Genomic DNA, 25838 nt, shown 5'->3' on the forward strand with positions numbered 1-25838 from the left:
CTAAATGAAAGCGCTTTCATTTGGCGGTTTACCAATGCTAAACCTGTAAATAGAAACCGATTAACCATTAACTAAAATTAGTAAATATCAAATCATGAATAAGCTTTCCTTACCATCGTCATCAAAATTACTGAACCAAGACTTCGTCTTCGGTGTTGCTACCTCTTCATTTCAAATTGAAGGGGCTGCGGATAGTCGATTAGAATCCATTTGGGATACGTTTTGTGCCACGCCAGGAAAAATTTCCGATGGTTCTAATGGCTTGGTAGCCTGTGAACATATAAAGTTTTGGCAGGAAGATGTGGAGTTGATAGAGTCTTTAGGTGTTGATGCTTATCGATTCTCCATTTCTTGGCCTCGGGTGGTTAAAAAAGACGGTACATTAAACGAAAAAGGTATGCAGTTTTATATTGATTTAGTGGACGAGTTGCTCAAGCGCAACATTAAACCCTTTGTCACTTTATATCATTGGGATTTACCTCAACACCTAGAAGAACAGGGTGGTTGGTTAAATCGTGAAACCGCCTTTCATTTCGAGCATTACGTGAACCTAGTGTCAAAAGCCTTAGGCGATCGTGTTTATGCTTATGCCACTTTAAACGAACCTTTTTGTTCGGCTTATTTAGGCTATGAGAGTGGAGAACATGCGCCGGGCAAAACCGGTCAAGGAAACGGCAGGAAATCAGCACATCATTTATTGCTGGCCCACGGTTTAGGCATGCGAGCTTTGCGTCGCAACTGCCCTGACACTTTGGCGGGTATCGTGCTTAACTTCACCCCTTGTTATCCTGAGACTCAGGCTGATATGGAGGCCACCAAATTAGCCGATGAGTACGTTAATCAGTGGTATATGCGCCCTGTGATGGAAGGCTTATATCCTGATGTGATAGATCTCATCGATCCACAAAATCGCCCGGATATCTTTCCTGGTGACATGGATTTAATCAGTCAACGATTAGACTTCTTAGGGGTTAACTTTTATACCCGTTTAAAATATCGTAGTGATGGCAAAGGTTGGTATGAAGAGTTACAACCAAAAGGTGTTCCTATCACTGATATGGGTTGGGAAATCTATCCAAAAGCACTTTCTGAATTATTAATATCACTGCATCAGCGTTATACACTGCCACCAATTTACATTACTGAAAATGGCGCGGCTATGCAGGATGAAATAAAACAAGACAAAGTGAATGATCAAGACAGAATAGATTACTTTCAGTCCCACCTTAACGCCGTTGACTATGCTAGTGAGCAGGGAGTGGATATTGCTGGCTACTTTGCCTGGAGTTTAATGGATAACTTTGAGTGGGCAGAAGGCTACGAGAAGCGGTTTGGGATTGTATATGTTGATTACCTTACTCAAAGTCGCACTATTAAAAATAGTGGGTTGGCATACAAGCAACTAATCACAAGTAGGTAGTAAATTATGCAAAGCCAAGTAAGCAAGTTGCCGATAATTGAAAAGGTCGGTTATGCCATGGGAGACGCTGCCGCCAATTTAGTCTGGCGTGGCGCGCTTGCATATTTGGCAGTCTTTTATACTGATACGTTTGGTTTGACTGCTGCGGCGGCCGCAATGTTGTTTTTAGTGGTGAGGTTATCCGATGGTATCACCGATATCATTATGGGAATGATTGCCGATCGAACAGAAAGCCGGTGGGGTAAATTTAGACCTTGGATTTTATTCTCCACACCCTTATTGGGTCTTTTCATGGTCTTATGTTTTACCACTCCGGATTGGTCGGCAAGCAACAAACTAATCTACGCCTATGCGACTTACATTGGTTTAACGCTTTGTTACACCCTTAACAATGTTCCTTATTCAGCGTTAATGGGGGTAATGACTGAATGTGATGTTGAACGCACCAGCCTATCTGCCTATCGATTTGCTGGGGCATTTCTTGGCGGTCTATTAGTGATGGGGTTTTTACCCTATTTTGTTGATCTATTTGGCCAAGGTAATGATGTGCAAGGCTATCAATCCACAATGTATCTGTTTGCTGGGTTATTAGTCGGACTGATGGTCTTTACCTTTTTATCCACCAAAGAGCGGGTGAAACCTGTTATCAATAACGGCACGGGTTTGAAAACTGAACTTTGGGACCTGAGCAAGAATCTGCCCTTCCTTTTATTTCCTTTAATGAGCATAACGGCATTTTTCTACTACCGTAATCTAGTTACAGGAATATGCTTTGCCGTTGTAATGCTTGGCAGTTGGTTGCTGATTAAACGTTTTTTGGCTAAGCCCCGAGAGCAAATCAGCTCGACTCAACAAGATATGATTGATTTGATAACCAATAAACCATGGTTAATTTTATTAGGCATAGGGTTTTTAACCATGATGTTTAACGGCATTAAATACGGTGTGATTGCCTATTACTTTAAGTACGTAATCGGTGATGAGTTAATGACTGGGCAATTTTTTGTCGCCTTGCTGGTGGTATCCATTTTTGGGGCATTAAGTACATCCTATTTAGCTCGAATTTTTGGTCGTCGACTTTTGTTTATTGGATCTTTACTCATTGGTAGCGGATTTACTGCTTGTTTTTACTGGATCCCCGAGGGCAATGTCACCTTAGTGTTTGTATTGGGTTGTTGTGCCGAGTTTTGTGCTGCTATTTTCCCAACATTGTTTTTTTCAATGTTAGGCGATTCTGCAGATTATTCAGAATGGAAAAATGGGCGAAGAGCAACGGGCTTAGTCTATTCAGCAGGCACCTTTGTGCAAAAAACCGGAGGTGGTTTTGCTGGCGCGTTAGTCTTGGTTGTGCTGTCTAGCTATGGTTATGATGGCATGAATCCCAGCACTGTGGCAGATAGTCTTCCTGGCATTAAACTATTAATGAGCTGGATACCTGCGTTTTTCGGTGTTGCAGCTGCAATTTTGATGTTGTTTTATCCTATAACCGATAAACAACAGCAACGAATTACCTTAGCGCTCAAGGGACAAAGAGCGTTGGTTTAGGCCGTTGTTTGTTCGCTAATATCACTGACACTAGGCTTTACATAGCACACATCGGATGTTTAGAAGTGCCAAACAAATTACCATTACAAGGTGGCGATTGTATAGTAGGCTACCTATCCTCTAGTCTGTGGACGAAAAATAGCAAAATCTATGGCAACTATTTACGAAGTGGCAAAACATGCTGGCGTGTCTTTAGCGACAGTTTCCAGAGTCATGAATGGCAATGTGAAAGTACGACAAAGTACTAGCGACAAGGTCATGAATGCAATGAAAGAGCTTGGATATGTGCCAAATAACTTTGCTCGTTCATTAGCATCAAATAAAGCAAATAGTATTGGCCTGTTAGTGTCTAATCTGAATAGCTCTTTCTTTGGGCAAATGATGAGTGGTGTGGAAACTGAATTAAGAGCTGCTGGTAAGCACGTGATTATTTCAGCCGGCCATGATGAAGAAGCAGAAGAAAAAGACGGGATAGATTTTCTTATTAGTCGGCAATGCGACGCGTTGATCGTTCACTCAGAAGCCATTTCTGATGAATATTTGATAGAGCTAAATAAAACCAAACTTCCCATTTTAATAATGAATCGCGTTGTTGAAAGTATGCAAGAGCAGTGTTTTATTGTAAATAACCAAGCTGGTGGTTATATGGCTGCTAAAACGCTATTGAAACATGGTCATAGAGACATTGCTTATATAAGCGGACCAACTTACAAAGAGGATACTAAACAGCGTTTAATTGGTCATAAACGGGCGCTAGAAGAATATGATGTTGACTTTAACGAGAAGCTTCATTATGTGGGCAATTATTTAGAAACCGGCGGTATTGCAGGGATGAATTACCTGCTTGGCTCAGGACAAGGTTTTAGTGCATTAGCATGTTCTAATGATGAGATGGCATCAGGAGCCATGAGTTGTGCCAGAGAGCATGGTTTAACATTGCCTGAAGATCTATCGGTAATTGGTTTTGATGATGTGTTATTTGCCAAACATATGTTTCCCAAATTAACCACTATTCATAACCCAGTTTTAGAAATGGGCAGAATGGCAGCCCAATGGGTATTAAAATATGTGTATAAAGAGTATGACCAAGACATTCAGAGAGTATTCGAGCCTAAACTAATTGAGCGTTTATCGGTGATTAAAAAAGGTTAGAAGTCGATTCTTTTATTATTTCGTCGGTGCAATTTGATGTAACCAAAAATAAAGCAGCAAGGTGATTTAATCATCTTGCTGCTTTTTTATTTACTTTAGGTTTGCCAATTTTAGAGTTGGCAATTTCAAAATAATGGCATGAGCAGAGTGTTCAATTTATAGCTTAGGTCCAGAGTTTGAAATTTCCTTTCCTTCATTGTTGTCTGTAAACTTCACAAAGTTTTCAGTGAACAAAGTCGCTAAATTACTCGCCTTTTCGGTCCATTGTCCAGCTTCTTCATAGGTGTCACGAGGATCTAGAATCTTGTCTTCAACATCATGTAAATGTTTAGGAATCGACAAATTGAAAATAGGAAGCTCGTCCATTTCCGCTTGATTAATGGAACCGTCTAAGATGGCATCAATAATTGCCCGTGTCGCTTTAATAGAAATGCGTTTGCCGGTGCCATTCCAACCTGTATTTACCAAATAAGCTTCTGCGCCTACAGCATGCATACGTTTACGTAAAACCGCTGCGTATTTGGTTGGGTGCAAACTTAAGAACGCCGCACCAAAACAACTTGAAAAGGTTGGTGTAGGTTCGGTAATGCCTCGCTCTGTACCAGCTAACTTGGCAGTAAAACCGGATAGAAAGTAATATTCAGCTTGCTGAGGTGTTAACTTAGCAACTGGTGGAAGTACACCAAACGCATCAGCAGTTAAGAAGATTACTTTAGTGGCGTGACCGGCTTTAGAGATAGGTAGAACAATGTTTTCGATGTGATCGATTGGATAAGAAACTCGGGTGTTTTCGGTTTTTGAATTGTCGTCAAAATCGATCTTACCTTTACTGTCTACGGTAACGTTTTCTAACAACGCGTTACGACGTATAGCCGCATAAATTTCTGGTTCTTGTTCTTTGCTTAAGTTGATGGTTTTTGCATAACAGCCGCCTTCGAAGTTGAAGATACCATTGTCATCCCAACCATGCTCGTCATCGCCGATGAGTTTTCGGTGAGGATCGGTGGAAAGGGTGGTTTTTCCAGTGCCAGATAAACCGAAGAAAATCGCTACATCATCATCTTTACCCACATTGGCGCTGCAATGCATTGAGGCAATGCCTTTTAATGGTAAAAAGTAGTTCATCATCGAGAACATACCTTTTTTCATTTCGCCGCCGTACCAAGTACCGCCAATTACTTGTACTTTTTCAGTAAGGTTGAAAGCCACAAAGTTTTCAGAATTTAAACCATGTTCCTGCCACTTGTCGTTGACCGTTTTCGAGCCGTTTAAAACTAAAAAGTCTGGTTCAAAGTCTTCAAGCTCTTCTTCCGTTGGACGGATAAACATGTTCTTCACAAAGTGGGCTTGCCAAGCAACTTCAGTCACAAAGCGCACTTTCAAACGGGTATCTGCATTCGCACCACAAAAAGTATCGACTACAAATAGACGTTTATTACTTAACTGATGAGTAACCGTTTGTTTTAAATGATCCCAAACTTCAGTGTTAATCGGTTTGTTGTCATTAGTTCCTTGATCCGACCACCATACTGTATCTCTGGTGGTGTCATCGCGAACAATGTATTTATCTTTTGGAGAACGTCCAGTGAATATACCTGTGTCTACTGACACCGCACCGAGTTCTGTTTCAACACCTTTTTCATAACCAACTAAATCACTTTTTGTTTCTTCTTCAAACAGAAACTCATAGGATGGATTATGAATGATTTCCGTGGCATTAAGAATGCCGTTATTGTCTAAATATTTGGTTAGTTTTTCAGTCTTCATGAACTATCTTCCGTAGGGTTTTTTATTTTTATTGTTATTTTTGTTTTTAAACTAACTTTGTTATTAAAGTTAGGCTCCCTAACACTAAAGGGTCTCAAAGGGAAAAACTAGGCTTAGATGCGACTCAATTAAAAAAAAAAGAGATAAGTTATAATTATTCATTAAATTCAATGGATGTAAGGGCTTTCAGTTGGTATTTAGTGGCTGAGGCTAGGAAGTTTCGATAATGTTGGCCTTCGTGGTTAAGTTCTGCTAACTACTGTGAGTAATTAAATGGTCGAGTCTGTAGAGTGTATTGTGATTGGAGCCGGTGTGATCGGTTTGGCCGTGGCTCGAGAAATGGCACTGAAGGGGATAGAAACCATTGTGGTTGAGAGTCAATCACAGATTGGCACAGGGATTAGTTCTCGTAATAGTGAAGTGATTCATGCTGGAATTTATTATCCACCTAACTCGCTTAAAGGGAAGTTGTGTGTGCAGGGGAATAAGTTGCTCTATGAGTATTGTCAGCAGCGAAACATTAACCATAAGCGATGCGGAAAACTCATAGTGGCAACGTCTGAGTCGCAATTGCAAAAACTGCCTGAAATTCAAAAAAATGCTAAGGCTAATAAAGCCTTAGATCTGGAGTTTATCAGCAAACAACAAGCCGCAAAGCTAGAGCCCGAACTCGCCTGTTATGGAGCCCTGTTTTCACCCTCTACTGGCATCATCGACAGTCATGCTCTGATGCTTAATTTACAAGGCGATTTAGAACATGCAGGAGGTGTTGTTGCATTGGGTTCTAAAGTGCATTCAGGCGAATTTGCTAAAAATACAATGTTGTTAACCATTGGCGGTGATCAAGAAGTTCAAATTCGTGCTAAATATGTCATTAATTGCGCAGGGTTACATGCTCAATCTATCGCTAGACAATTCCAAGGTTTACCGCAAAGTACAATTCCTGAAATTCATTACGCTAAAGGAAACTATTACGCTTTATCTGGTTCCTCTCCTTTTAAACATCTCATTTATCCAATTCCCGAGGAAGCGGGTTTAGGAGTTCATTCAACCTTAGATTTAGGCAATTCAGTCCGTTTCGGTCCTGATGTTGAATGGGTAAATGAACTGAATTACTCAGTAAATCCCGCTCGTGCCAATGATTTTTATGGGCAGATTAGAAAGTATTGGTCCAATCTAAAAGATGGTTCATTAACCCCTTCCTATGCAGGTATTCGACCTAAACTTCATGCGCAAGGCCATCGGGCGAAGGACTTTATGATCCAGACTGAAGTAGAACATGGTGTTAAAGGACTGGTGAACTTGTACGGTATTGAATCCCCTGGGTTAACAGCTTCGATGGCTATTGGGGCAATGGTTGCCAAATTCCTGTTATTTTAGAAAGCCGATTATTTTGTAGGGTCAATCAGTCAGGTTGAGTTTTGATTTTAGACAATGTTGCTGTCAGGTATAGTTGGTATATTTATCCCTTCTTCTTAGCTCATTTTCACGATAATTTTACGGAATGAAGTATTATTTCTTGATATAAATGGTATAAAGCTATAACATAGGCTCAATAGAGCATTTTAGCTAACATTCAATTTATAGGATTATTATTTATGTCAACAGCAAGATCATATCCACTTGAAGACCTCAAAGTCGTTGAGTTTACACATATGGTTATGGGACCGGCTACTGGTGTGGTACTTGCCGATCTAGGTGCAGTCGTGACAAAAATAGAACCTATTGATGGTGACAAAACTCGTCGTTTAAAGGGTTCAGGTGCTGGTTATTTTCCAATGTACAACCGCAACAAGCGCAGTGTTTGCATTGATTTAAAATCAGCGGAAGGTAAAGAAGTAGCATTGAATTTAATTCGTGAAGCCGATGTTTTAATTGAAAACTTTAGGCCAGGAGCTATGGAAAAACTTGGTTTTGGTTATGCCGCTATGAGCGAGTTGAATCCAGGTTTAATTTACTGCTCATTAAAAGGTTTTTTAACTGGCCCCTATGAAAATCGTACTGCCTTAGACGAAGTTACGCAAATGATGGGCGGCTTAGCCTATATGACAGGTTTACCCGACCGACCTATGCGTGCAGGTTCATCAGTTATTGATATTACCGGCGGGATGTTTGGTGTGATTGGCGTTTTATCGGCTCTGCACGAACGTCATAGTACGGGTAAAGGCCGCCATGTTACCAGTTCTTTGTTCGAGACCACGGCTTATTTTGTTGGTCAACATATGGCCCAGGAAGTGGTTTTGGGTGAAGCTCCACCACCCATGTCTGTGCGCAGAAGTGCATGGTCAATCTATGAAATTTTTGAATGTAAAAATGACGAGCGAGTTTTTGTTGGGGTAGTGAGTGATACCTTGTGGAAACATTTCTGTAAAGAGTTTGAATTAACTGAATTCGCCGTAGACACAAGTTTAGATAAAAATAATGATCGAGTGAAACAGAAAGACAGAATTATCCCTGTGATCAAAGCACTCTTCAGTGAGTTAGATAAACAAACCTTAATGGATCGTTTAGAGCGTGCAGGAATTCCTTTTGCACCTATCAATACCCCTTCTGATTTATTTAATGATCCGCAACTAAACAGCGGTGGTTTGTTGCCTGTAAGTACACCTCAAGGTGTTGCTAACTTGCCTTCTTTGCCAATTGAACTCGATGGTAAACGTACACAATTACATCATGATTTGCCAAAGGAAGGTGAAGACACTATCCAAGTACTTAGAGACGCCGGTTACAGTGAAAAGCAAATAGCTGAATTGATTGAATTAAAGGTAGTAAAGGCCCTTACTACTGATTAATAAAAGTTTTCAACCTTCTCCGAAATTAGGTTGTTTTAAAGGGCGCTTCAGCCCTTTTTTTTACTTTTTTTATTGGCTAAATGTTAACTGATACCTAAGTAGATTGTTTAAATTACAACTTACTTTGTACGCAAATAAGGGCTTAAAAGTACATAATAGTTTTATTTTTTAAGTATAAAAGATATGATGATATGTCATTTGGTTGTGAGGTCATTAGTTTCACATCCTTAAAATAATAAAAATTTATCACATTTAGGCAAATAGGAGCGATTATGGAATTATCTGAAAAAACCGCGCGTCAGATTTTTGCGGAAGTTCAAGCTAACCCAGCAAGAAAGCGTTTTGGCTTTGGAAATAAGGCTATTTTGGTCAATATTGATTTGCAAAAATCCTACACAAGAACGGATCTTTACAAAACTGCCTACGAGACTGACCCGCGCCAAATCGAATATGTGAATACCTTAGCGGAAAAATTCCGCGCACTAGATTGGCCTGTCGTCTGGACTAATGTGGCCTACATGGACTCAGGCGAGGATGCCGGTATATGGGGTACCCGCACTGATACACCAGATAGTTTGCAAAACATCAAGTTTGATAGTGAACGTTCAGAGCTTGATGACCGTTTGCAAGTTGACCGTAAAAAAGATGTTTTTTATTGCAAAAAAATGCCATCTCCTTTTTTTGAAACGCAATTGCAAAGTCTATGTGTATGGCACCAGGTAGATACCGTAATTTTAACCGGAGGTTCTACTTCTGGCTGTATTAGAGCTGCAGCAGTAGACAGTTTATCTCGCGGATATCGCACTATAGTGCCAATAGAATGTGTCGCTGATAAACATGAAAGCTATCACTTCGCCAACCTTACTGATTTGTCATTAAAATATGCTGATGTACTTGACGTGCAGGAAGTAATTGACTGGTTAGAAAAATAGTAAAAGGAGTTATTGATGCAAACCGATCCTGGATACTACGATTATTGGCCTTACGATAAACGCCCCAAAATTACCTGGCCGAACGGTGCTAAAGTTGCATTTTGGGTAACACCTAATATTGAATTCTATGAGTTGGAAGCGCCGGCTAATCCTTCCCGAAAAGCTTGGCCTCAACCTTATCCTGCCATTGCTGGTTACGGTATTCGTGATTACGGTAATCGTGTAGGTCACATGCGCCAAATGCAACTATTAGACAAGTATGGTGTGCGCGGCTCAGTCTCTTTGTCTACTGCTTTATGCGACCACCATCCGGAGATTATTCGTCTTTGTCAGGAAAGAGACTGGGAATTTTTTAGCCATGGCATTTATAACACCCGTTATACCTATGGCATGAGTGAGGAGCAGGAGCGGGAAATGATCCGCGACTCAATTGAAAGCATTTACAAACATACTGGCCAGAAGTGCGCTGGATATTTAGCGCCAGCCCTATCTCACAGTGATCATACTGTTGATTTGTTTGCTGAAGTGGGCACCGAATTGTTTGGTGATGAAGCGGGCTTCTACACCTGTGATTTATTCCATGATGATCAGCCAACGCCTATTCATACCCGCTCAGGTAAAAAATTCGTGTCTATTCCATATTCACTAGAGATGAATGACACCATAGCCTATGTTTCCAATAAAGTTACGCCTCGGCAATATGGCAAAATGATAAAAGCTAATTTTGATCGCTTGTATCAAGAGGGTGAAGAGAGTGGGACTATCATGTGTATCCCTACTCACAACTACCAAGTGAGTTGTCCCCACCGTCTTAAAGCCTATGAAGAAGCCTTGGAGTATATCACCGGACACAGTGATGTTTGGGTTACCACTGGTCGTGAAATAGCGAGTTATTACATGCAAAACTGCTACGAGCAAAGTGTTGCTGACATAGCCGCCAAGCAAGGAGGGAAATCATTATGAGTTTAGATGATTCTTATCTTCAATATACCAAACGACGTTACGGTATGGACCATGATTTATATGATTGGTCGATGCTTTCACAACGTAAACCTATTGTTTGGCCTAAGCAAAAGAAATTAGCTCTTTGGGTAAATATTAACGTCCAGTTTTTCCCTTTGAATCAACGTGATAATCCCGTTCCTGTACCCGGTGGGATGAAAATGCCTTACCCAGATTTACGTCATTTTAGTTTGCGTGATTACGGTAATCGCGTGGGTATATTTAGACTGTTCAAAGCCCTAGATAAATTCAATATTAAACCGACTATAGCTGTTAATGGCGCAATGGTAGAACGCGCTCCTTATTTGATGGATGTAATCAAAGAGCGAGGCAATGAAGTCATTGCCCACGGTTGGCAAATGGACATGTTACATCACGGTGATGTTTCGCCAAAAGATGAAGCAAGTTGGATAGTCAAAAGCGTTGAAACTTTGCGTGAACGTTTTGACCAACCTGTAACCGGTTGGTTAAGTCCGGGTCGCTTGCAATCTGAAAATACTCCTAAGCTACTTAAGCAAAATGGTATCGACTATATGTGTGATTGGGTAAACGATGACTTGCCCTATGCCTTTAGAACCGAAACCGGTGAGTTGACCGCCATGCCGTTGTCTAATGAATTAGATGACTTCTTTATTTTGCAGAATAATCTACACAGTGAAGATAGCTATGCGGAGCAAATTGAAGATGCCTGTGATTTGTTACTGAGTGAAGCACAAACACAAGGTGGACGCTTGTTAGCACTGAATATTCATCCTTGGATGCTTGGTCAGCCTCACCGTATAGCTTGTTTTGAAAAAGCACTTGAACACATTAGTAGTCAAGATGGAGTTTGGAGTGCTAGCGCCTCTGAAATTTATCAAAACTGGCAATCACAAAAATAATATAAAGGGTCATAAAGGCCCTCCTTCTCCTTGAATCAAGAGATAAGTATGCCCAAAACACTGTTCCAGAAGATATGGGACGCTCATCAAGTAAAATCTTTACCCGATGGCACCTACCTAGTTTATATCGATCGCGTTTTTTTACACGAAAGAACGGGATCTATTGCCTTACAAAGCCTAGCTGAAGATGGACGTAAAGTACGTCATGCTGAGCAAGTATTTTGTACCATGGATCACATTGTTGATACGTTTCCTGGACGTGGCGATGAAACTGTCATGCCTTCGGGTAAGGACTTTATTCAAGCTACTCGAAAGGAGGCTAAAGCAGCCGGTATTACCTTGTTCGATATTGGAGATGAACAGCAAGGTATTGCCCATGTAATTAGCCCTGAGCTTGGTATAGTGCAACCTGGATTAACCTTAGTTTGCCCCGACAGCCATACATGTACACAAGGTGCTCTAGGTGCCGCCGCATGGGGTATCGGCTCTTCAGAAGCCGAGCATGCCATGGCTACGCAAACCTTGCGAATTAACAAACCCAAATTAATGCGAGTTTGGTTTGAAGGGGCGCTCAATACCAGCGTGACCGCCAAGGATATGATCCTGCATCTTATTAGTAAATTTGGTGCCCATGGTGGTGCTGGACATGCCATAGAGTTTGCTGGTCCAGCAGTTGAAGCCTTGACTATTGAAGCGCGAATGACTTTGTGTAATATGGCGGTTGAATTTGCTGCTTTTACTGGTTTGGTTGCGCCAGACCAAAAAACTATCGACTACCTACAAGGTCGTCCCTATGCGCCAAAAGGAGAGCAGTGGGATAGTGCTGTAGCTTATTGGCATAGTTTACGCACCGATGAAGATGCGCTGTTTGATACTGAAATTAAAATAAATGTGGGCGATATTGAACCTACTATCACTTGGGGCACCAGTCCTCAGCATGCCGGTGGAATTACCCAAGCCATTCCCGAGTTGGAATCCTTGCCTTCCGAAGATGCACGCACAGCTGCAACACGAGCGTTAGCTTATCAAGGCTTAAAATCGGGGGATAAATTACTTGGTCTGAAGATAGATTGCGCCTTTATTGGTTCATGTACCAATTCGCGGATAGAAGATCTGCGCAAAGCGGCGGCTATTTTAGATGGCAAGAAAGTAGCAGCTCATGTAAAGGCCATTTGTGTTCCGGGCTCCCAACAAGTTAAAGCGGCTGCAGAGCGTGAAGGTTTGCATCAGGTCTTTTTAGATGCCGGTTTTGAGTGGCGAGAAAGTGGTTGCTCAATGTGTTTTTATGCTGGTGGTGAACACTTTGGTAAACAGCAAAGAGTGTTGTCCACAAGCAATCGTAATTTTGAATCTCGGCAAGGTCCTGAAACTCGCACCCATTTAGCCAGTCCTGAAACAGTGGCGGCCAGTGCTATAACAGGGTGTATTACCGATCCACGGACGGCACAAAGGAAACAGAAATGAAAGCATTTACTACTCATTGTGGAATAGCCGCAGCATTATTAAGAATTAATATAGACACTGATGCCATTATTCCTAGTAGGGAAATGCGTCGAGTCTCTAAAAAAGGCCTAGGTGGAGGCCTATTTGCTTCCTGGCGCTATGTAATGCCTGACTCTAGAGAACTTAATCCAGATTTTATTCTAAATAAGCCGGAATACGCCAATACCACAGTATTGCTTGCAGGGAATAATTTTGGTTGTGGTTCATCTCGAGAACATGCGGTTTGGGCATTGGCTGAGTACGGTATTCGTGCCATTATTGCGCCAAGTTTTGGTGCTATTTTTTATCAAAATTGTATGCGTAATGGCATCCTACCGGTTGTTTTAAGCAATGAGGCTGTGATCCAGTTAGCCGATGAAATTTCGCAAGATCCCCAACACTTAACCCTTAAAATAGATTTACAACAACAAAAAGTTGAAAGTCCCAAGGGGAAAGTCTTTGAGTTTGATATTGAAACTGGCAGCAAAGAAATGCTGTTAAAGGGGTTAGACAGCATCGGGGTAACTCTGCAATACGAAAAAGAAATAGCTGCATTCGAAAAGCAAGCTCGACAGCAACATGATTGGTTGTATTTGCAAACGTAGATAAACCGAAAAGTTAGGTTATCTAAACCTTATATATAGACCTAAAAAGTCAATCAACCTGATTTGATTGACTTTTTTATTGGCAGAGGTTTATTAAGCATTCAATGATTGTAAATAAGTGATGATCTCATTTTCACTGACTACATCACCATATTTGGCATTCATATCAAATAAGTTGGCCTTGTGCGGAGCCTCATGACGATCACCACATGCTTCTTCAACGACGATAGGAATAAAACCATGGGAACAGGCATCAACACAACTGGCTCGAACGCAGCCACTGGTAGTTAAACCGGTTAAAATTACACTATCCGCACCGTGCGCTGCTAAAGTCGAACTTAAAGATGTTCCAAAAAATGCACTGGGATATTGTTTGGAGATAACTAACTCATCTTCGGTAGGATTGAGTGAGCCCGCCCACGCACCCATTGGTGAACCTTCAGTAAAGTAGCGTAAAGGCTTTGCTTTCTTAAAGAATGCTCCGCCATTAACACCAGACTTATGGTAAACAACATTGGTATAAACCACTAAAATGCCAGCTTTTCTTGCCGCTTCAAGTACCCGTTGCGCAGAGGCTAGTGCATCTTCTACATCGGCATAAAGCTCGCATGATTTGTCATAATAAGCTTCAACAAAATCTATCAATAACAGGGCCGGTTTTTTACCATAACCGACTTTATTGTTATAAACGTTTGCATAGTTCTGATCGATATTTTCACTAATAGTCATATATTTCTCTTTAATACTTGTTACTTAGCCCACTTTTTTTCAAATTTCCAAACGTCTTCGAAACCAATTAACGAACAGAATTCACTGAAATCATTAACTGGGATACCGTCAGGTACGGGGCTGCCTTGTTCTTTCATGGCAATTAATGCTGTTTCCATAGCGTTAGCTGCTGCTAAACTGGTCAATGAAGGAGCTATAGCGATGGCATAACCCAATTCTTTCATTTCTTCTACAGTTAACATAGGCGTTGCGCCACCGTTAGACATGTTAGCAAACATAGGTCCTGCTACCTCTGCACATGCTTTACGCATTTCATTTTTTGACTTTAAGGCTTCAATAAATAAAATATCGGCACCCGCTTCATAATATGCTTGAACTCGAGCAATTGCAGAATCTAATCCTTCGGCTTGTCGAGAATCAGTACGGGCTATTATTAACATATTTTCATCAGTGCGCGCATCTACTGCAACTTTAATTTTTTCGACCATATCTTCAACTGGTATCACTTTTCGGTTGGGAGTGTGACCGCATTGTTTCGGAAACTCTTGGTCTTCGATCTGTATTGCAGTGACGCCAGCTTCTTGATAGCCACGTACCGTATGGTGAACGTTTAGCAACCCACCATAACCAGTATCTGCATCAGCAATAACAGCAGCATCACTGGTTTGTACTAAAGTACGCATGCGATCTACCATTTGCGTGTAGGTTGCAATTCCCGCATCAGCAATACCGTACGCAGACGCTGTTAACCAGTAACCTGTTCCGTAAACAACATCAAATCCAACCTTGTTAGCAATCACAGCTGCGATCATATCTTGAATTCCAGGGGCAAATATAAATTCGCCTTTTTCTAATTTTTCTTTAAGTATTGGATTAGCCATTTGTTAACTCTTTACTATCTTATTCATTAAAATCCCGATGCACATGAAACAGCTTGTGAGTGAATTTTCAGTACGCTGATTTATATATATCGAGGGCATCTTCACGAGTTACCTCGCGGGGGTTATTAACTAATAACCTTTGTTGCAGCATCGCTTCGTCTGCTAACTTCCCAAGATCTTCTTGAGGAATGTTCATTGTTTGTAAATTTTTAGGTAAGCCCACATCAGTGATCAAATTGTCGATAAGTTCGATAAAGACGTTACATCCTTTGCTTCCTGAGTTAGTTATTTTCCCTGCTGATATGCTAGGTAGTAATGCCGCATATAAGTCTGCCGCTTTGGGTGCGTTAAAGCGTAAGACATGGGGCAATACCAGAGAGTTGCTTAATCCATGGGGGATATGATAGTTCCCGCCCAATGGGTAAGCCAACGCGTGAACTGCGCCAACGGGTGAGTTTGCGAAAGCTTGGCCTGCCATTAAGGCACCCAATAACATGTCTGAACGAGCTTGTAAGTTAGCACCGTTCTCGACTACTTCTAGAAGGTTTTGTGACATTAATCGTAAAGCTTCTTTTGCTAACATGTCAGAGTAGGGGTTCTTTTTAATCTTTCCGGTAAAGGCCTCGATTGCATGCACCATTGCATCGATACCCGTTGCTGCGGTAATTGCCGGAGGAAGGCCAATGGTTAGAGTGGCATCTAAGATTGCAATATCTGGCAGTAAAGTATCTGAAACGACACCCGATTTTGTAGTTTCACCTGTGGTGATAATGGAAATTGGCGTGACTTCTGAGCCAGTTCCTGCAGTAGTTGGTAATAAAATTAACGGCAGACGTTTACCTTTAATCTGGCCAATACCATACATACTCTGCAATGTTTGATTGGAGGTTGCTAACACGGCTATTAATTTTGCTACATCTAAACTGCTACCGCCGCCAAAGCCAATTACTCCGTCAACTTCTAATTGTTGAGCAAACTCAGTTGCAGACAAAACCAGTGCTTCTGGAGGATCAGCTTGTATATCGCTATAAATAACCGCGGTAATGCCAACTTTATTCAATGGCTGGGTGATCAGTTCTATTAATCCGGCTTTAACTAGTCCGCGATCTGTCACTATCAAGGGGCGGGAAATACCTAACTGGCGACAATGATCAGCAATTTCTTGAATCGCACCTATTTTACAAACTATTTTATTCGCGGTAATGAATTCAACGGTACTCATGGGCGACTCCTTTATCACTGAAATTCAAAGCACAGATTTTTAACGCCAATTTATAAAGCTACGCTATTTTGTGTTCATACAATGCTGTTTCTAAGTAAACATAAATTAACAGTAGGCTGATGCGCATCCAGAATATTTGAAACGTTCAAAGTGCATTTGCTACTGAGAGCACAACCGCAGTTAAAGAAATTTACTTAGTTTGTACCCTTCCTCTAGTCTGCACTTTTACACCAATTTGGCTATGACAAATGTCAAACAAACCATGAGTCTCTATCACAAAACAACGTAATTGAACTGATTGACTGAGAATTTGTATCTGCCTTCACTGTTTCGATTGGTTTAATTAAGCGCATAAAGTCTTTAAATGGAAGCTATTAATGTAGTCGCACTTTATGCTTTCAGCTTAGGTGAATTATCTCTCAAAGCTATTAAGGAAGGTGGAAAGCCTAATCAACACATTATCAGGTATTGTCGAAAAATAAGGAAATCTGCGGTGAAATGATGCACCAAGAGAATTCAATTTAACCAGCTTAAATACTATTGATATATCATATATTCATTTTCTGAAGTAAAAGTAACCAATAAGTGTTTGAAAATATTGATAAATATCAAAATTCAGGGTTTTGATATGCTGTTTTATCTCTAAAGTTACACCAGTTGTAGGCAGTTAAGTGCTTGCTACAAATGCAAATTTATGTAATTCTCCTATTAAAAAGGAATAATGATATGTCAACAGTATTTATGCCCAAGCATATACATCCTATTTACTTTAATAATGTGTTCGATGAATGTTTGTTATTTCAGAATCTAACGCCCAATGAGTTGGATCGATTAGAGGGCTCCGCCGAGCTGTCAAAGTGTAATGAAGGAGAGTATTTATTTCGTCAAGATGCTCCAGCGGATTTTGTCTACAATGTGATCTCCGGGACAGTGGCTATCGAACGTATCTTCAGCAATGGCAAACGCCAAATTATTGGTTTTCTATTCCCAGGTGATGTCATTGGTTTGATCCATTCTGAGAAATATGACTGTGCTGTGCGTTGCCTAACTAAAGTTGAAGTGTATAAGTTCAGTCGTAAACGCTTAAATATCTTGAGTGAGGAAGTGGACCATTTAAAACAGAATATGGAGCAAATTAAATCACGGATATTCTCGAGAGTGATGGATCACCTTTATGTCTTAGGTCAGAAAAAAGCCTTAGAACGATTATGTTTTTTGTTCATGCAACTACTAGAAAGGCTGCCGGGTGCGCGCCCCGATCGAGTTGATCTGTATATGTCCCGCCAAGATATGGCAGATTATTTAGGTTCGACCATTGAAACGGTTAGCCGCAGTTTAGCAAAGTTAAAAGCAGATAAGTTGGTTGCTTTTCCCAAATTAAACCACCTACAAATTTTAAACTTAGCGGCTGTGAGTGAATTGGCCGAGTGTTGATTTAACACTGATTCTACTGTGGCAAGGACGCGCCCGCAGTTTTATTACAAGCGTCAAATATCCATTAGATCATTCGATTAAACATTTTGCTTTGTGTATTGACAAATATCATTTCTAAAAATGAATCCCATGCAAACTTCGGTATCCTTACGTTGTATAGTCTACTCACTCTCAAACCTTATTCACGAACTGCAAATTCGAAATGAAATTAAATAGCAGACCACTTCTCCAATCCAGCGCAACTTTAGCTGGAGCGATTCTTTTCCCTTCATTCACTTGGCGAAGAGGTAAGACGGAAGTGTTGACTATTTACGCAGGACTATCAGGTTGAAATTTTGCTCATTTATGGCAGCAAGCTGATATACCCATGACTGTAATTAGAAGCTTGTGACCTGTTTACCTGAGATGATGTGCCTGGCAAGTAGCAAGCGGGCGGCACGCTAACAGTCGATGAAGACTTTTTCGTTCCCAAGTTTATCTTTTAATTAGATACCACTGTATGTCTAATGGTTATTGTGGTCCTGAAGGCGTATATATAAGCCTTCAGGAGCATTTTACGATCGATGAGTAATTTATGAGTTAGGGTAAGTGGGACTAAATAATGACGTTATGACGCGTCCCGTATGCAGCTAAATTACCGGAAACTTGGCCAAAAGCTATTTTAGATATGGGATGGACAGTCGGTTGTACATTGCTACCTTCTGCTTAAATATTTCCAGAACCTTGGGGCCATGCTTACTATAATTGTATTATAAGGCTCAATAAAAAAGAATTAGCTTATTTCGTAAAGAGAATCACTAATTACTGCGCATTCTCTTTATTGCTATCTAGATCCATTGTCATTTGATATTGGAAAATTGACGGATTGTAACGGCAGTAAAGAATATCAATAAGTTTGTCCTTATAATCGTAGGAGCGGCGTTCAAGCACTAAGAGTGGGCTTCCTTCACGGATGTCGAGTTCTCTGGCAACCTCTGCATTGGCTACTTCAGCACTGATAATCTGGTCGATACGAGAAATATTGATACCTGTTTGTCTTAATAGTTCGATGCGGGTGTGGTTATTTAAAGCTTCCGCATTGAACGTATCCGCGGGAGTCAAGGTCCAACTGATGTAATAGGCGTAAGGAATTTTTTCATCTTCAGTTAAACGAACACGGAGTAGACGACAGGCCGTTTCACCATCCTTCATATAAAGGGCTTCACGAATGTCAGCCGGAGGTACGGTTTGTGAAATTTCTATGGTTCTCGATAACGTATGTCGTCCCATAGTTTCGATGTTCTCGAGTAATCCAACTAATGGCGATTTGGCTGGTTTTGGTTTGTACTTATAGGTAACCGAAGTACCACGTCCACGACGACGTTCTACCAATTTCTCTGCTGCTAGTTCATCCATAGCCCGCTTTACCGTTATCCTAGATAACTTAAAGGCTTCACCCAACTCTTGCTCTGAGGGTAATTGAGCACCATAACTGATGGTGCCGTCGATTATTTGGTCTTTTAATAAGCTGTACAACTTGTGATACAGTGGTGTGGGTCCATTCCATTCTAAGCCAATGTGTCGGCTATACTGTTTAAGTGATTTTATAATAGTTAACTTAGACAAATTTTTTTCCTTCAAGTCGTCGTGTATTTTAAACGATATAGAACTCACAAAAGAATTATTAACAAGTCATTATACCTTTTCACAGCGCGGTTGCATATTAAACAATCAAAGGTTTCACCAGCTTTAGTGTAAAAATTCTTATTTTGCCTGTTTTGTTGACCAAGCTTACCATTTATGGGCTGAGGCAGTTTTAACTATATCAGATAATTCGCTTTTTGAGCCCAGTCTTTCTAGGGGCTGCTGGTTTATCTTTGGTAAATACATCTTATGCACAAAAGCTAAATGACTCAGAGTCAGTTAAAACATGCTCTTGAGCCAGGAATTTTTCTAAGTTTTCTAAAACCACAGATATAGCATTTTTGTTATTCACTTTCCCTACAAAAATCTGCTTCGCTAAGCTCACAAGAGTGCTAATTGTAGCTTTGTCTGCTTTAATTTTGCTGCGCTTAAATCTCTTAAGCGTATTTTACATTTTTTAAAGTGCTATTAGTGCAACAATGATGCAAAATGTTCTTAGTATGTATACAAAAAATGCATTTAAGTATTGATTTAACCAAGCTTCACAATCTTTAAAATAGCTTAAGGTGCTCCTCTTCTAACCTTTCTCAATAAATAAACCATACTAATAATTATTAATACAACAGTTTAATGTCTTCCTTTTGTTTTATTAAGCAACTTATTTTATCTGCTGGTTCCTTATTTATTTGAACTTAATGATCGAATGATATATATTTATGTCTTTATATTCTTGGTGATATTCAATGAAATCAGAAATCGACGTGGAAATTAGTGAAGTAGGTCCAAGAGATGGCTTGCAGAGTATCAAATCAATTATGTCCACCAGTGATAAAAAACGCTGGATTAGTGCATTAGCCGAAGCGGGTCTTCCTGAGATTGAGGTAGGTTCATTTGTCCCAGCCAGTGTACTTCCTCAATTAGCTGATACAGCTGAAATCGTTGCCCATGCTCGGACAATTCCTGGTTTAAATGTGGCCGTATTAGTACCTAACTTTCGTGGCGCACAGAATGCGGTAAAAGCTGGTGCGCATAAAATCACAATTCCTCTTTCGGTTTCAGAGACCCACAGTTTGAAGAATGTGCGTCGTACTCACGCTCAAGTTATTGAGGAAGTGGTAAAAATACGTGAGCTTATTGATCAGTCAGATACTTCCCATAAAATTATTTTAGAAGGCGGTTTGTCTACTGCTTTTGGTTGTACATTAGAGGGAAATGTACCTGACTCCAAAGTTTTTGAGATGGCAGAAAAGCTAGTCGAAGCTGGCTGCGATGAAGTTGGCCTTTCAGATACCACAGGTTTCGGCACTCCCACTCAAGTGAAGCGCTTAACCTTGGGAATTTGGGATGTTGTTGGAAAAGACAAACTTACCGGTATACATCTCCATAATACCCGTGGGCAAGGTCTAGCTAATGTGATGACGGCCCTTGAAGTTGGTTTAAAAACAATTGATTCTTCTATGGCTGGTATTGGTGGTTGTCCCTTTGCTCCTGGGGCTTCGGGTAATATTATTACCGAAGATTTGGTGTTTTTACTGGAAGGTATGGGGTTAAAAACTGGGGTGAGTTACCAACGTTTACTATGCGCTAGACAAATACTTAAAGAAAGCCTCCCGGCTAGTGTTGAACTATATGGTTTTACACCAGACGCAGGATTGCCAAAAGGGTTTGAAATGGCAACAGCACAATACTAATTAGCCATTAAGCTTTATCTCTTAGATAAGTCAAATCATGGAAATTGCTAATTCAGTATCCGCTAGATCCTAGTCAGTATTTTTCGCAAGTCAATTTGGCATCGGCAGAAATAATATAAATTAGTGAATCTAGATTGACAATTATCAAAGAGCTTTTGCTTCGATAACGATAGATTAACAATGTGAAGACTTAACCAATTTGAATTTTATATCTAGGTTAAGTTATTTAAAAAAGTTTACGCTCTGGTTTGTGGGTTTTTTAATGGCTATTGCAAAATATTTCATATATTTTCAGCCTTTAAAAAGTGCACATCAAATGGAAGTGAATACTCACTTATTGTATAAGGTTAAGTTACTATGAAATCAACACAAATCATTGTGGCAGGTGCAGGACCAGTGGGAACCGTTACTGCTTATCGACTTGCGAGTATGGGGTTTGATGTCATGTTATGTGAAGCAGGTCCAAATTGCGCAGTTGATTTGCGTGCTTCAACGTTCCATCCGCCCACGTTAGAAATGCTAGATGAATTAGGCATGGCTGATGAATTAATTGAACGCGGCTTAAAAGCACCGATTTATCATTTCCGCGAACGTGCAACCGGCGAAGTTGTTGAGTTTGATTTATCGGAACTAGAGGGCAAAGAGAAATTTCCTTATCGCTTACAATGTGAACAGCATGTATTAGCTAGCATGGTAGCTGAAAAGTTAAATAACCATCCAAAAGCAGAAGTGAAATTTAGTCACCGTGTAATTCATTTTGAACAAACTGCAGATGGTGTTGAGGTTGCTCTTGAAGGTCCTCTTGCCATCGAAAAAGTGAAAGCCAAATATTTGGTCGCGGCAGACGGTGGTAATTCCATTATTCGTAAATGGTTAGGAGTTGAATTTGAAGGCTTTACCTATCCTGAAAAATTCTTAACTCTATCAACTAAAGTTGAGTTAAAAGACTATATCGACAACCTCGCTTATGTGAGTTATGTGTCCGATCCAAAAGAATGGATGGTACTGCTTAGAGTGCCAAGTGTATGGCGTATTTTGGTGCCTGCTAGTGAAGATCAGTCAGACGATTATTTACTATCGGATGAGAAGAAAAACCAAGTATTTCGTGATCTAATAGGTCGTGAAGACGTGGAAACTGAACACAGAACTATTTATCGGGTTCACCAGCGCGTTGCTAAGAAATTTAACCATGGTCGAGTCTGTTTAGTGGGAGATGCATGTCACATGAACAACCCCTTAGGTGGTTTTGGCATGAACAGCGGGATCCATGACGGCTGGAATTTAGCGGATAAAATCAAGTTAAACCTTACTGAAGGTCATGATGACGCAAACTTTGAGTTGTATGACGCCCAACGTCGCCCTGTTACCCATAGTTTTATTCAAGCGCAAACCATGCAGAACAAAAAATTGTTGGAGCATAGCTCGGAAGAAAACCATGCCATGCGTTTACAAGAAATGCACGATATCTGTAATGATGACGATAAGCGTTTAGCGTTTCTTAGACGACAAGCCATGTTTATAAGCCTTGAAGAAGCTAATAAAATCAAATAGGAATTATTATGAAAGATGTACTCGGATATCGAGCTAAATTTGGTGTATTAGGCCCTTCGACTAACACTATAGTACAGCCTGAATTTGATGATATGCGACCTGCAGGTGTGACAAATCATTACAGCCGTATCGTAATTGAAGACGCAAACGCGGTTTCCAATGAAAGCTTTATCGCTGGTACTAATTTGATCGACCAGGGTACAGAAGAAGCCGTAAGAGGAGTGCTTACTTGTGCGCCAGACTACTTAGTAATGGGAATGTCAGCGGTTACCTTTTACGGTGGTGCAAAGGGCGCAGAAGCCTGGAAAAATCGCATCGAATCATTTTCTGGTCTAAGAATCTCAATGGGGTCAGAGTCAGTGGCCGCTGCGTTGAATGCCATCGGTGGCATCAAAAAGGTTGCCTTCTTATCGCCATACTTCCCAGTAGCTAATAAAGAAGTTGAGCACTTTTTTAGTGACCACGGATTTGAAACTGTACGTGATATTCCACTAGAAAGACCGAGTTGGATAAGTATTGCGGAAACGCCTTTTTCATTAATCAGAGAAACGGTTGCGAAATTAAATGGTGACGACGTTGATGCCATCATACAAGTCGGAACTAACCTATGCATGGCAAGCCTTGCACCTAAACTAGAGCTTGAGTTGGGCAAACCTGTTATCGCAATTAACACTGCTACTTATTGGCACGCTTTACGTTCCTTCGGAATTAAGGATAAAGTCAATGGTTTTGGCCGGTTGCTAGAAGAATTTTAAAATGGAATATTATTACTATCCCAATAGCGAATGAGGCAATTTGGGCGGTGATATAAGTTCATTCTAAATAATTAAACAATAAAAAACCGGATATTGAGTTTTCAATAACCGGTTTTTCTATTCCCCTTGACTTACTTAGTGAAGCTAGGGGAATTTGCTAGAATTAGTTGCTGAACAACCACTTTTCTGAGGACTTTAAGTTATTTTCAAAATCTTGAATGGCTTCTTTTTGCAGTAAGGTAATAGAAATCTCATCATGGCCTTGTAACAAATTTTGTCGTCTAGTTTCATCTACAGAGAATGACCAACTTTGCTCACCAGCATAACTGACCGTACAATTTTCTAGGTTAACAGTTAGCTCAATGTTTTCTTGTTGAGCTGCTAACTTGAACAAACTATCCACCACATCTGTAGGCAATACAACAGGTAATACACCGCTTTTGAAACAATTGTTATAAAAAATATCTGCAAAGCTAGGGGCTATAACAACCCTGATACCATATCCACTTAACGCCCACACTGCATGTTCTCTACTTGAACCGCAACCAAAGTTCTCACGGGCAAGTAAAATGTTGGCACTTTGATATTGTGATTTATTCATAACAAAGTCTGGATTCACTCTGCGGGTTTTACATTCTGTTCTAACATCACCGGGATCTAAATAACGTAAGTCATCAAATAACCAATCGCCAAAGCCGAATTTACTAATGGACTTCAAATATTGTTTTGGCAAGATTGCATCAGTATCAACATTACTGCGATCAAACGGCAAAACCGTTCCTGTGTGAGATAAGAATTTTTTCATTATTGAACTCCATCTTGAGTGATATCAACAAAGTGACCAGCAATGGCTGCCGCAGCCGCCATCGATGGACTAACGAGATGAGTACGACCACCACTACCTTGGCGGCCTTCAAAGTTACGGTTCGATGTTGATGCACAATGTTCACCTGACATTAAACGGTCCGCGTTCATTGCTAAGCACATGGAACAGCCGGGTTCACGCCACTCGAAGCCCGCAGCTAAAATGATTTTATCTAAACCTTCATCTTCAGCTTGTTGTTTAACTAAACCAGAGCCAGGTACCACTAATGCTTGTTTGATGGTTTTAGCCACTGTTTTCCCTTCCACAACGTGTGCAACGGCGCGAATATCTTCGATGCGCGAGTTGGTGCAAGAGCCAATGAAAACACGATCTAAAGCCACATCGGTGATCGGCTGTCCAGCTGTTAACCCCATATAATTAAGGGCTTTTTGATAGTCTTCTGCTTTTTGTTCGTATAATGCTGGGGTAGGGATAAGTTGATCCACTGACATCACCATTTCCGGTGATGTACCCCAACTTACTTGGGGTTTAATCTCTTCTGCTTTAAATTGGAATTCAATATCAAAATTCGCACTAGCATCACTGTGTAGGTCTTTCCACATTGCGGTGGCTTCTTCCCAAAGTTCATTTTTAGGCGCGAAAGGGCGACCTTTAATATAATCTTCAGTGACTTGGTCATAGGCAACGAGCCCCGCCCGTGCGCCGGCTTCAATGGCCATATTACAAACGGTCATGCGGCCTTCCATACTCAAACCGCGTATGGTTGAACCTGCAAATTCGATGGTGCAGCCAGTGCCAGCTGCGGTGCCAATTTTACTAATCACATATAGCACGACATCTTTGGCTGTCACCCCTGAATGTAGTTTACCGTTAACTTCCACCAACATATTTTTTGCTTTACGTTGCTGTAAACATTGAGTAGCCATTACGTGTTCAACTTCTGATGTACCTATGCCCACGCCCAATGCAGCAAATGCACCATGAGTGGCTGTGTGAGAGTCGCCGCAGACAATAGTCATTCCTGGTAACGTCAGGCCTTGCTCCGGTGAGATTACATGTACTATTCCCTGACGTTTATCCTTAAGGTCAAACTGACGAATATTAAAATCATGGCAGTTGTCATCTAGCGTTTTCACTTGAATTCGCGAAATATCGTCAGTAATGCCTGCAATACCAGCTTCACGATCGGTAGTGGGAACGTTATGATCTGGGGTGGCAATGACCGAATCACGACGCCAGAGTTGTCGGTTTGCTGCACGTAAACCTTCAAAAGCTTGTGCTGATGAGACTTCATGTACAATGTGTCTGTCGATATAGATCAACGACATACCATCTTCCGATGTGCTAATACAACGGCGTTCCCATAGTTTGTCGTAAAGGGTTTTAGGGTTATTTTGAGTAACCATCTAATTTGATCTCCAAATTTAATTTACGGATAGTTATTCCGCTATTTGCCTGAAATGCACCGTTAACCTTTTGTCAACGGCATTATCTGAATTTCATTGTTTTGTAGCTTAACTTCTCACTTGTTGAAATGAGGGGGTTATG

21 protein-coding genes and 1 pseudogene are annotated in these 25838 nt (G+C 40.7%); 14 read left to right on the top strand and 8 right to left on the bottom strand.

Annotated features, from left to right (window positions below; translation table 11 throughout):
- The first annotated feature begins 94 nt into the window (after nucleotides 1-94).
- From AB6T38_RS09045 to AB6T38_RS09055, 3 genes are all read left to right on the top strand, one after another.
- A complete protein-coding gene (locus AB6T38_RS09045; protein WP_372547008.1) occupies nucleotides 95-1420 on the top strand; it encodes a GH1 family beta-glucosidase in 1326 nt (441 codons plus the stop codon).
- A 6-nt stretch (nucleotides 1421-1426) separates the two neighbouring features.
- The gene (locus AB6T38_RS09050; protein WP_372547009.1) at nucleotides 1427-2965 is read left to right on the top strand and encodes an MFS transporter; all 1539 of its coding nucleotides are present in this window, start codon (nucleotides 1427-1429) and stop codon (nucleotides 2963-2965) included.
- A 150-nt stretch (nucleotides 2966-3115) separates the two neighbouring features.
- Nucleotides 3116-4117 carry a LacI family DNA-binding transcriptional regulator gene (locus tag AB6T38_RS09055; RefSeq protein ID WP_372547010.1) on the top strand — a complete coding sequence of 334 codons (1002 nt, stop codon included), beginning with the start codon at nucleotides 3116-3118 and terminating at the stop codon, nucleotides 4115-4117.
- A 156-nt stretch (nucleotides 4118-4273) separates the two neighbouring features.
- On the opposite strand, the gene pckA is transcribed toward AB6T38_RS09055, so the two are convergent.
- Nucleotides 4274-5884 carry a phosphoenolpyruvate carboxykinase (ATP) gene (gene pckA, locus AB6T38_RS09060; protein WP_372547011.1) on the bottom strand — a complete coding sequence of 537 codons (1611 nt, stop codon included), beginning with the start codon at nucleotides 5882-5884 and terminating at the stop codon, nucleotides 4274-4276.
- A gap of 273 nt (nucleotides 5885-6157) precedes the next feature.
- On the opposite strand from pckA, the gene AB6T38_RS09065 reads away from it, so the two are divergent.
- The 7 genes from AB6T38_RS09065 to leuD (AB6T38_RS09095) all read left to right on the top strand — a co-directional run bounded on the left by AB6T38_RS09065 (nucleotide 6158) and on the right by leuD (AB6T38_RS09095) (nucleotide 13578).
- A complete protein-coding gene (locus tag AB6T38_RS09065) occupies nucleotides 6158-7264 on the top strand; it encodes an NAD(P)/FAD-dependent oxidoreductase (RefSeq protein ID WP_372547012.1) in 1107 nt (368 codons plus the stop codon).
- A gap of 218 nt (nucleotides 7265-7482) precedes the next feature.
- Nucleotides 7483-8676 (top strand): CaiB/BaiF CoA transferase family protein, encoded by a 1194-nt coding sequence (locus AB6T38_RS09070; protein ID WP_372547013.1) that lies wholly within the window; start codon nucleotides 7483-7485, stop codon nucleotides 8674-8676.
- A 272-nt stretch (nucleotides 8677-8948) separates the two neighbouring features.
- Nucleotides 8949-9608 carry an isochorismatase family protein gene (locus AB6T38_RS09075; RefSeq protein WP_372547014.1) on the top strand — a complete coding sequence of 220 codons (660 nt, stop codon included), beginning with the start codon at nucleotides 8949-8951 and terminating at the stop codon, nucleotides 9606-9608.
- 15 nt (nucleotides 9609-9623) lie between these two features.
- The gene (locus tag AB6T38_RS09080) at nucleotides 9624-10571 is read left to right on the top strand and encodes a polysaccharide deacetylase family protein (RefSeq protein ID WP_372547015.1); all 948 of its coding nucleotides are present in this window, start codon (nucleotides 9624-9626) and stop codon (nucleotides 10569-10571) included.
- Nucleotides 10568-11491 carry a polysaccharide deacetylase family protein gene (locus AB6T38_RS09085; RefSeq protein ID WP_372547016.1) on the top strand — a complete coding sequence of 308 codons (924 nt, stop codon included), beginning with the start codon at nucleotides 10568-10570 and terminating at the stop codon, nucleotides 11489-11491. Before AB6T38_RS09080 ends, AB6T38_RS09085 begins: the two co-directional genes overlap by 4 nt.
- Before the next feature lie 48 nt (nucleotides 11492-11539).
- On the top strand, nucleotides 11540-12955 hold the full coding sequence (leuC, locus tag AB6T38_RS09090) for a 3-isopropylmalate dehydratase large subunit (RefSeq protein WP_372547017.1): 1416 nt from the start codon (nucleotides 11540-11542) through the stop codon (nucleotides 12953-12955).
- Nucleotides 12952-13578: a 3-isopropylmalate dehydratase small subunit gene (leuD, locus tag AB6T38_RS09095; RefSeq protein WP_372547018.1), complete on the top strand. Its 627-nt coding sequence runs from the start codon at nucleotides 12952-12954 to the stop codon at nucleotides 13576-13578. The genes leuC (AB6T38_RS09090) and leuD (AB6T38_RS09095) overlap by 4 nt, the downstream gene beginning before the upstream one ends.
- 93 nt (nucleotides 13579-13671) lie before the next feature.
- On the opposite strand, the gene AB6T38_RS09100 is transcribed toward leuD (AB6T38_RS09095), so the two are convergent.
- The 3 genes from AB6T38_RS09100 to AB6T38_RS09110 form a co-directional block, all read right to left on the bottom strand.
- Entirely contained in the window at nucleotides 13672-14307 is a 636-nt protein-coding gene (locus AB6T38_RS09100; protein WP_372547019.1) for an isochorismatase family protein, read from the bottom strand.
- Nucleotides 14308-14327: 20 nt separating this feature from the next.
- Entirely contained in the window at nucleotides 14328-15188 is an 861-nt protein-coding gene (locus AB6T38_RS09105) for an oxaloacetate decarboxylase (protein WP_372547020.1), read from the bottom strand.
- 67 nt (nucleotides 15189-15255) lie between these two features.
- A complete protein-coding gene (locus tag AB6T38_RS09110; protein WP_372547021.1) occupies nucleotides 15256-16410 on the bottom strand; it encodes an iron-containing alcohol dehydrogenase in 1155 nt (384 codons plus the stop codon).
- A 726-nt stretch (nucleotides 16411-17136) separates the two neighbouring features.
- Between AB6T38_RS09110 and AB6T38_RS09115 the strand changes: the two genes are divergently transcribed.
- Nucleotides 17137-17844: a Crp/Fnr family transcriptional regulator gene (locus AB6T38_RS09115; RefSeq protein ID WP_372547022.1), complete on the top strand. Its 708-nt coding sequence runs from the start codon at nucleotides 17137-17139 to the stop codon at nucleotides 17842-17844.
- A gap of 801 nt (nucleotides 17845-18645) precedes the next feature.
- Here AB6T38_RS09115 and AB6T38_RS09120 read toward each other — a convergent pair.
- Both AB6T38_RS09120 and AB6T38_RS09125 read right to left on the bottom strand, forming a co-directional pair.
- On the bottom strand, nucleotides 18646-19449 hold the full coding sequence (locus AB6T38_RS09120) for a GntR family transcriptional regulator (protein ID WP_372547023.1): 804 nt from the start codon (nucleotides 19447-19449) through the stop codon (nucleotides 18646-18648).
- Between the two features lie 579 nt (nucleotides 19450-20028).
- Nucleotides 20029-20088, bottom strand: a pseudogene (locus tag AB6T38_RS09125) (sortase B protein-sorting domain-containing protein); the annotation flags it as partial.
- A 122-nt stretch (nucleotides 20089-20210) separates the two neighbouring features.
- Between AB6T38_RS09125 and AB6T38_RS09130 the strand changes: the two are divergent.
- The 3 genes from AB6T38_RS09130 (at nucleotide 20211) to AB6T38_RS09140 (ending at nucleotide 23464) form a co-directional block, all read left to right on the top strand.
- Nucleotides 20211-21158: a hydroxymethylglutaryl-CoA lyase gene (locus AB6T38_RS09130; protein WP_372547024.1), complete on the top strand. Its 948-nt coding sequence runs from the start codon at nucleotides 20211-20213 to the stop codon at nucleotides 21156-21158.
- 357 nt (nucleotides 21159-21515) lie between these two features.
- Nucleotides 21516-22709, top strand: a complete 1194-nt coding sequence (locus tag AB6T38_RS09135) for an FAD-dependent oxidoreductase (RefSeq protein ID WP_372547025.1) — start codon at nucleotides 21516-21518, stop codon at nucleotides 22707-22709.
- An 8-nt stretch (nucleotides 22710-22717) separates the two neighbouring features.
- Nucleotides 22718-23464 (top strand): hypothetical protein, encoded by a 747-nt coding sequence (locus AB6T38_RS09140; RefSeq protein WP_372547026.1) that lies wholly within the window; start codon nucleotides 22718-22720, stop codon nucleotides 23462-23464.
- Nucleotides 23465-23627: 163 nt separating this feature from the next.
- On the opposite strand, the gene leuD (AB6T38_RS09145) is transcribed toward AB6T38_RS09140, so the two are convergent.
- Nucleotides 23628-24269: a 3-isopropylmalate dehydratase small subunit gene (leuD, locus tag AB6T38_RS09145; RefSeq protein ID WP_372547027.1), complete on the bottom strand. Its 642-nt coding sequence runs from the start codon at nucleotides 24267-24269 to the stop codon at nucleotides 23628-23630.
- A complete protein-coding gene (gene leuC, locus AB6T38_RS09150) occupies nucleotides 24269-25696 on the bottom strand; it encodes a 3-isopropylmalate dehydratase large subunit (protein WP_372547028.1) in 1428 nt (475 codons plus the stop codon). Before leuC (AB6T38_RS09150) ends, leuD (AB6T38_RS09145) begins: the two co-directional genes overlap by 1 nt.
- Nucleotides 25697-25838 lie beyond the last annotated feature (142 nt).

This window comes from Aliiglaciecola sp. SL4 (genome assembly GCF_041538045.1).
Lineage (GTDB): Bacteria > Pseudomonadota > Gammaproteobacteria > Enterobacterales > Alteromonadaceae > Aliiglaciecola.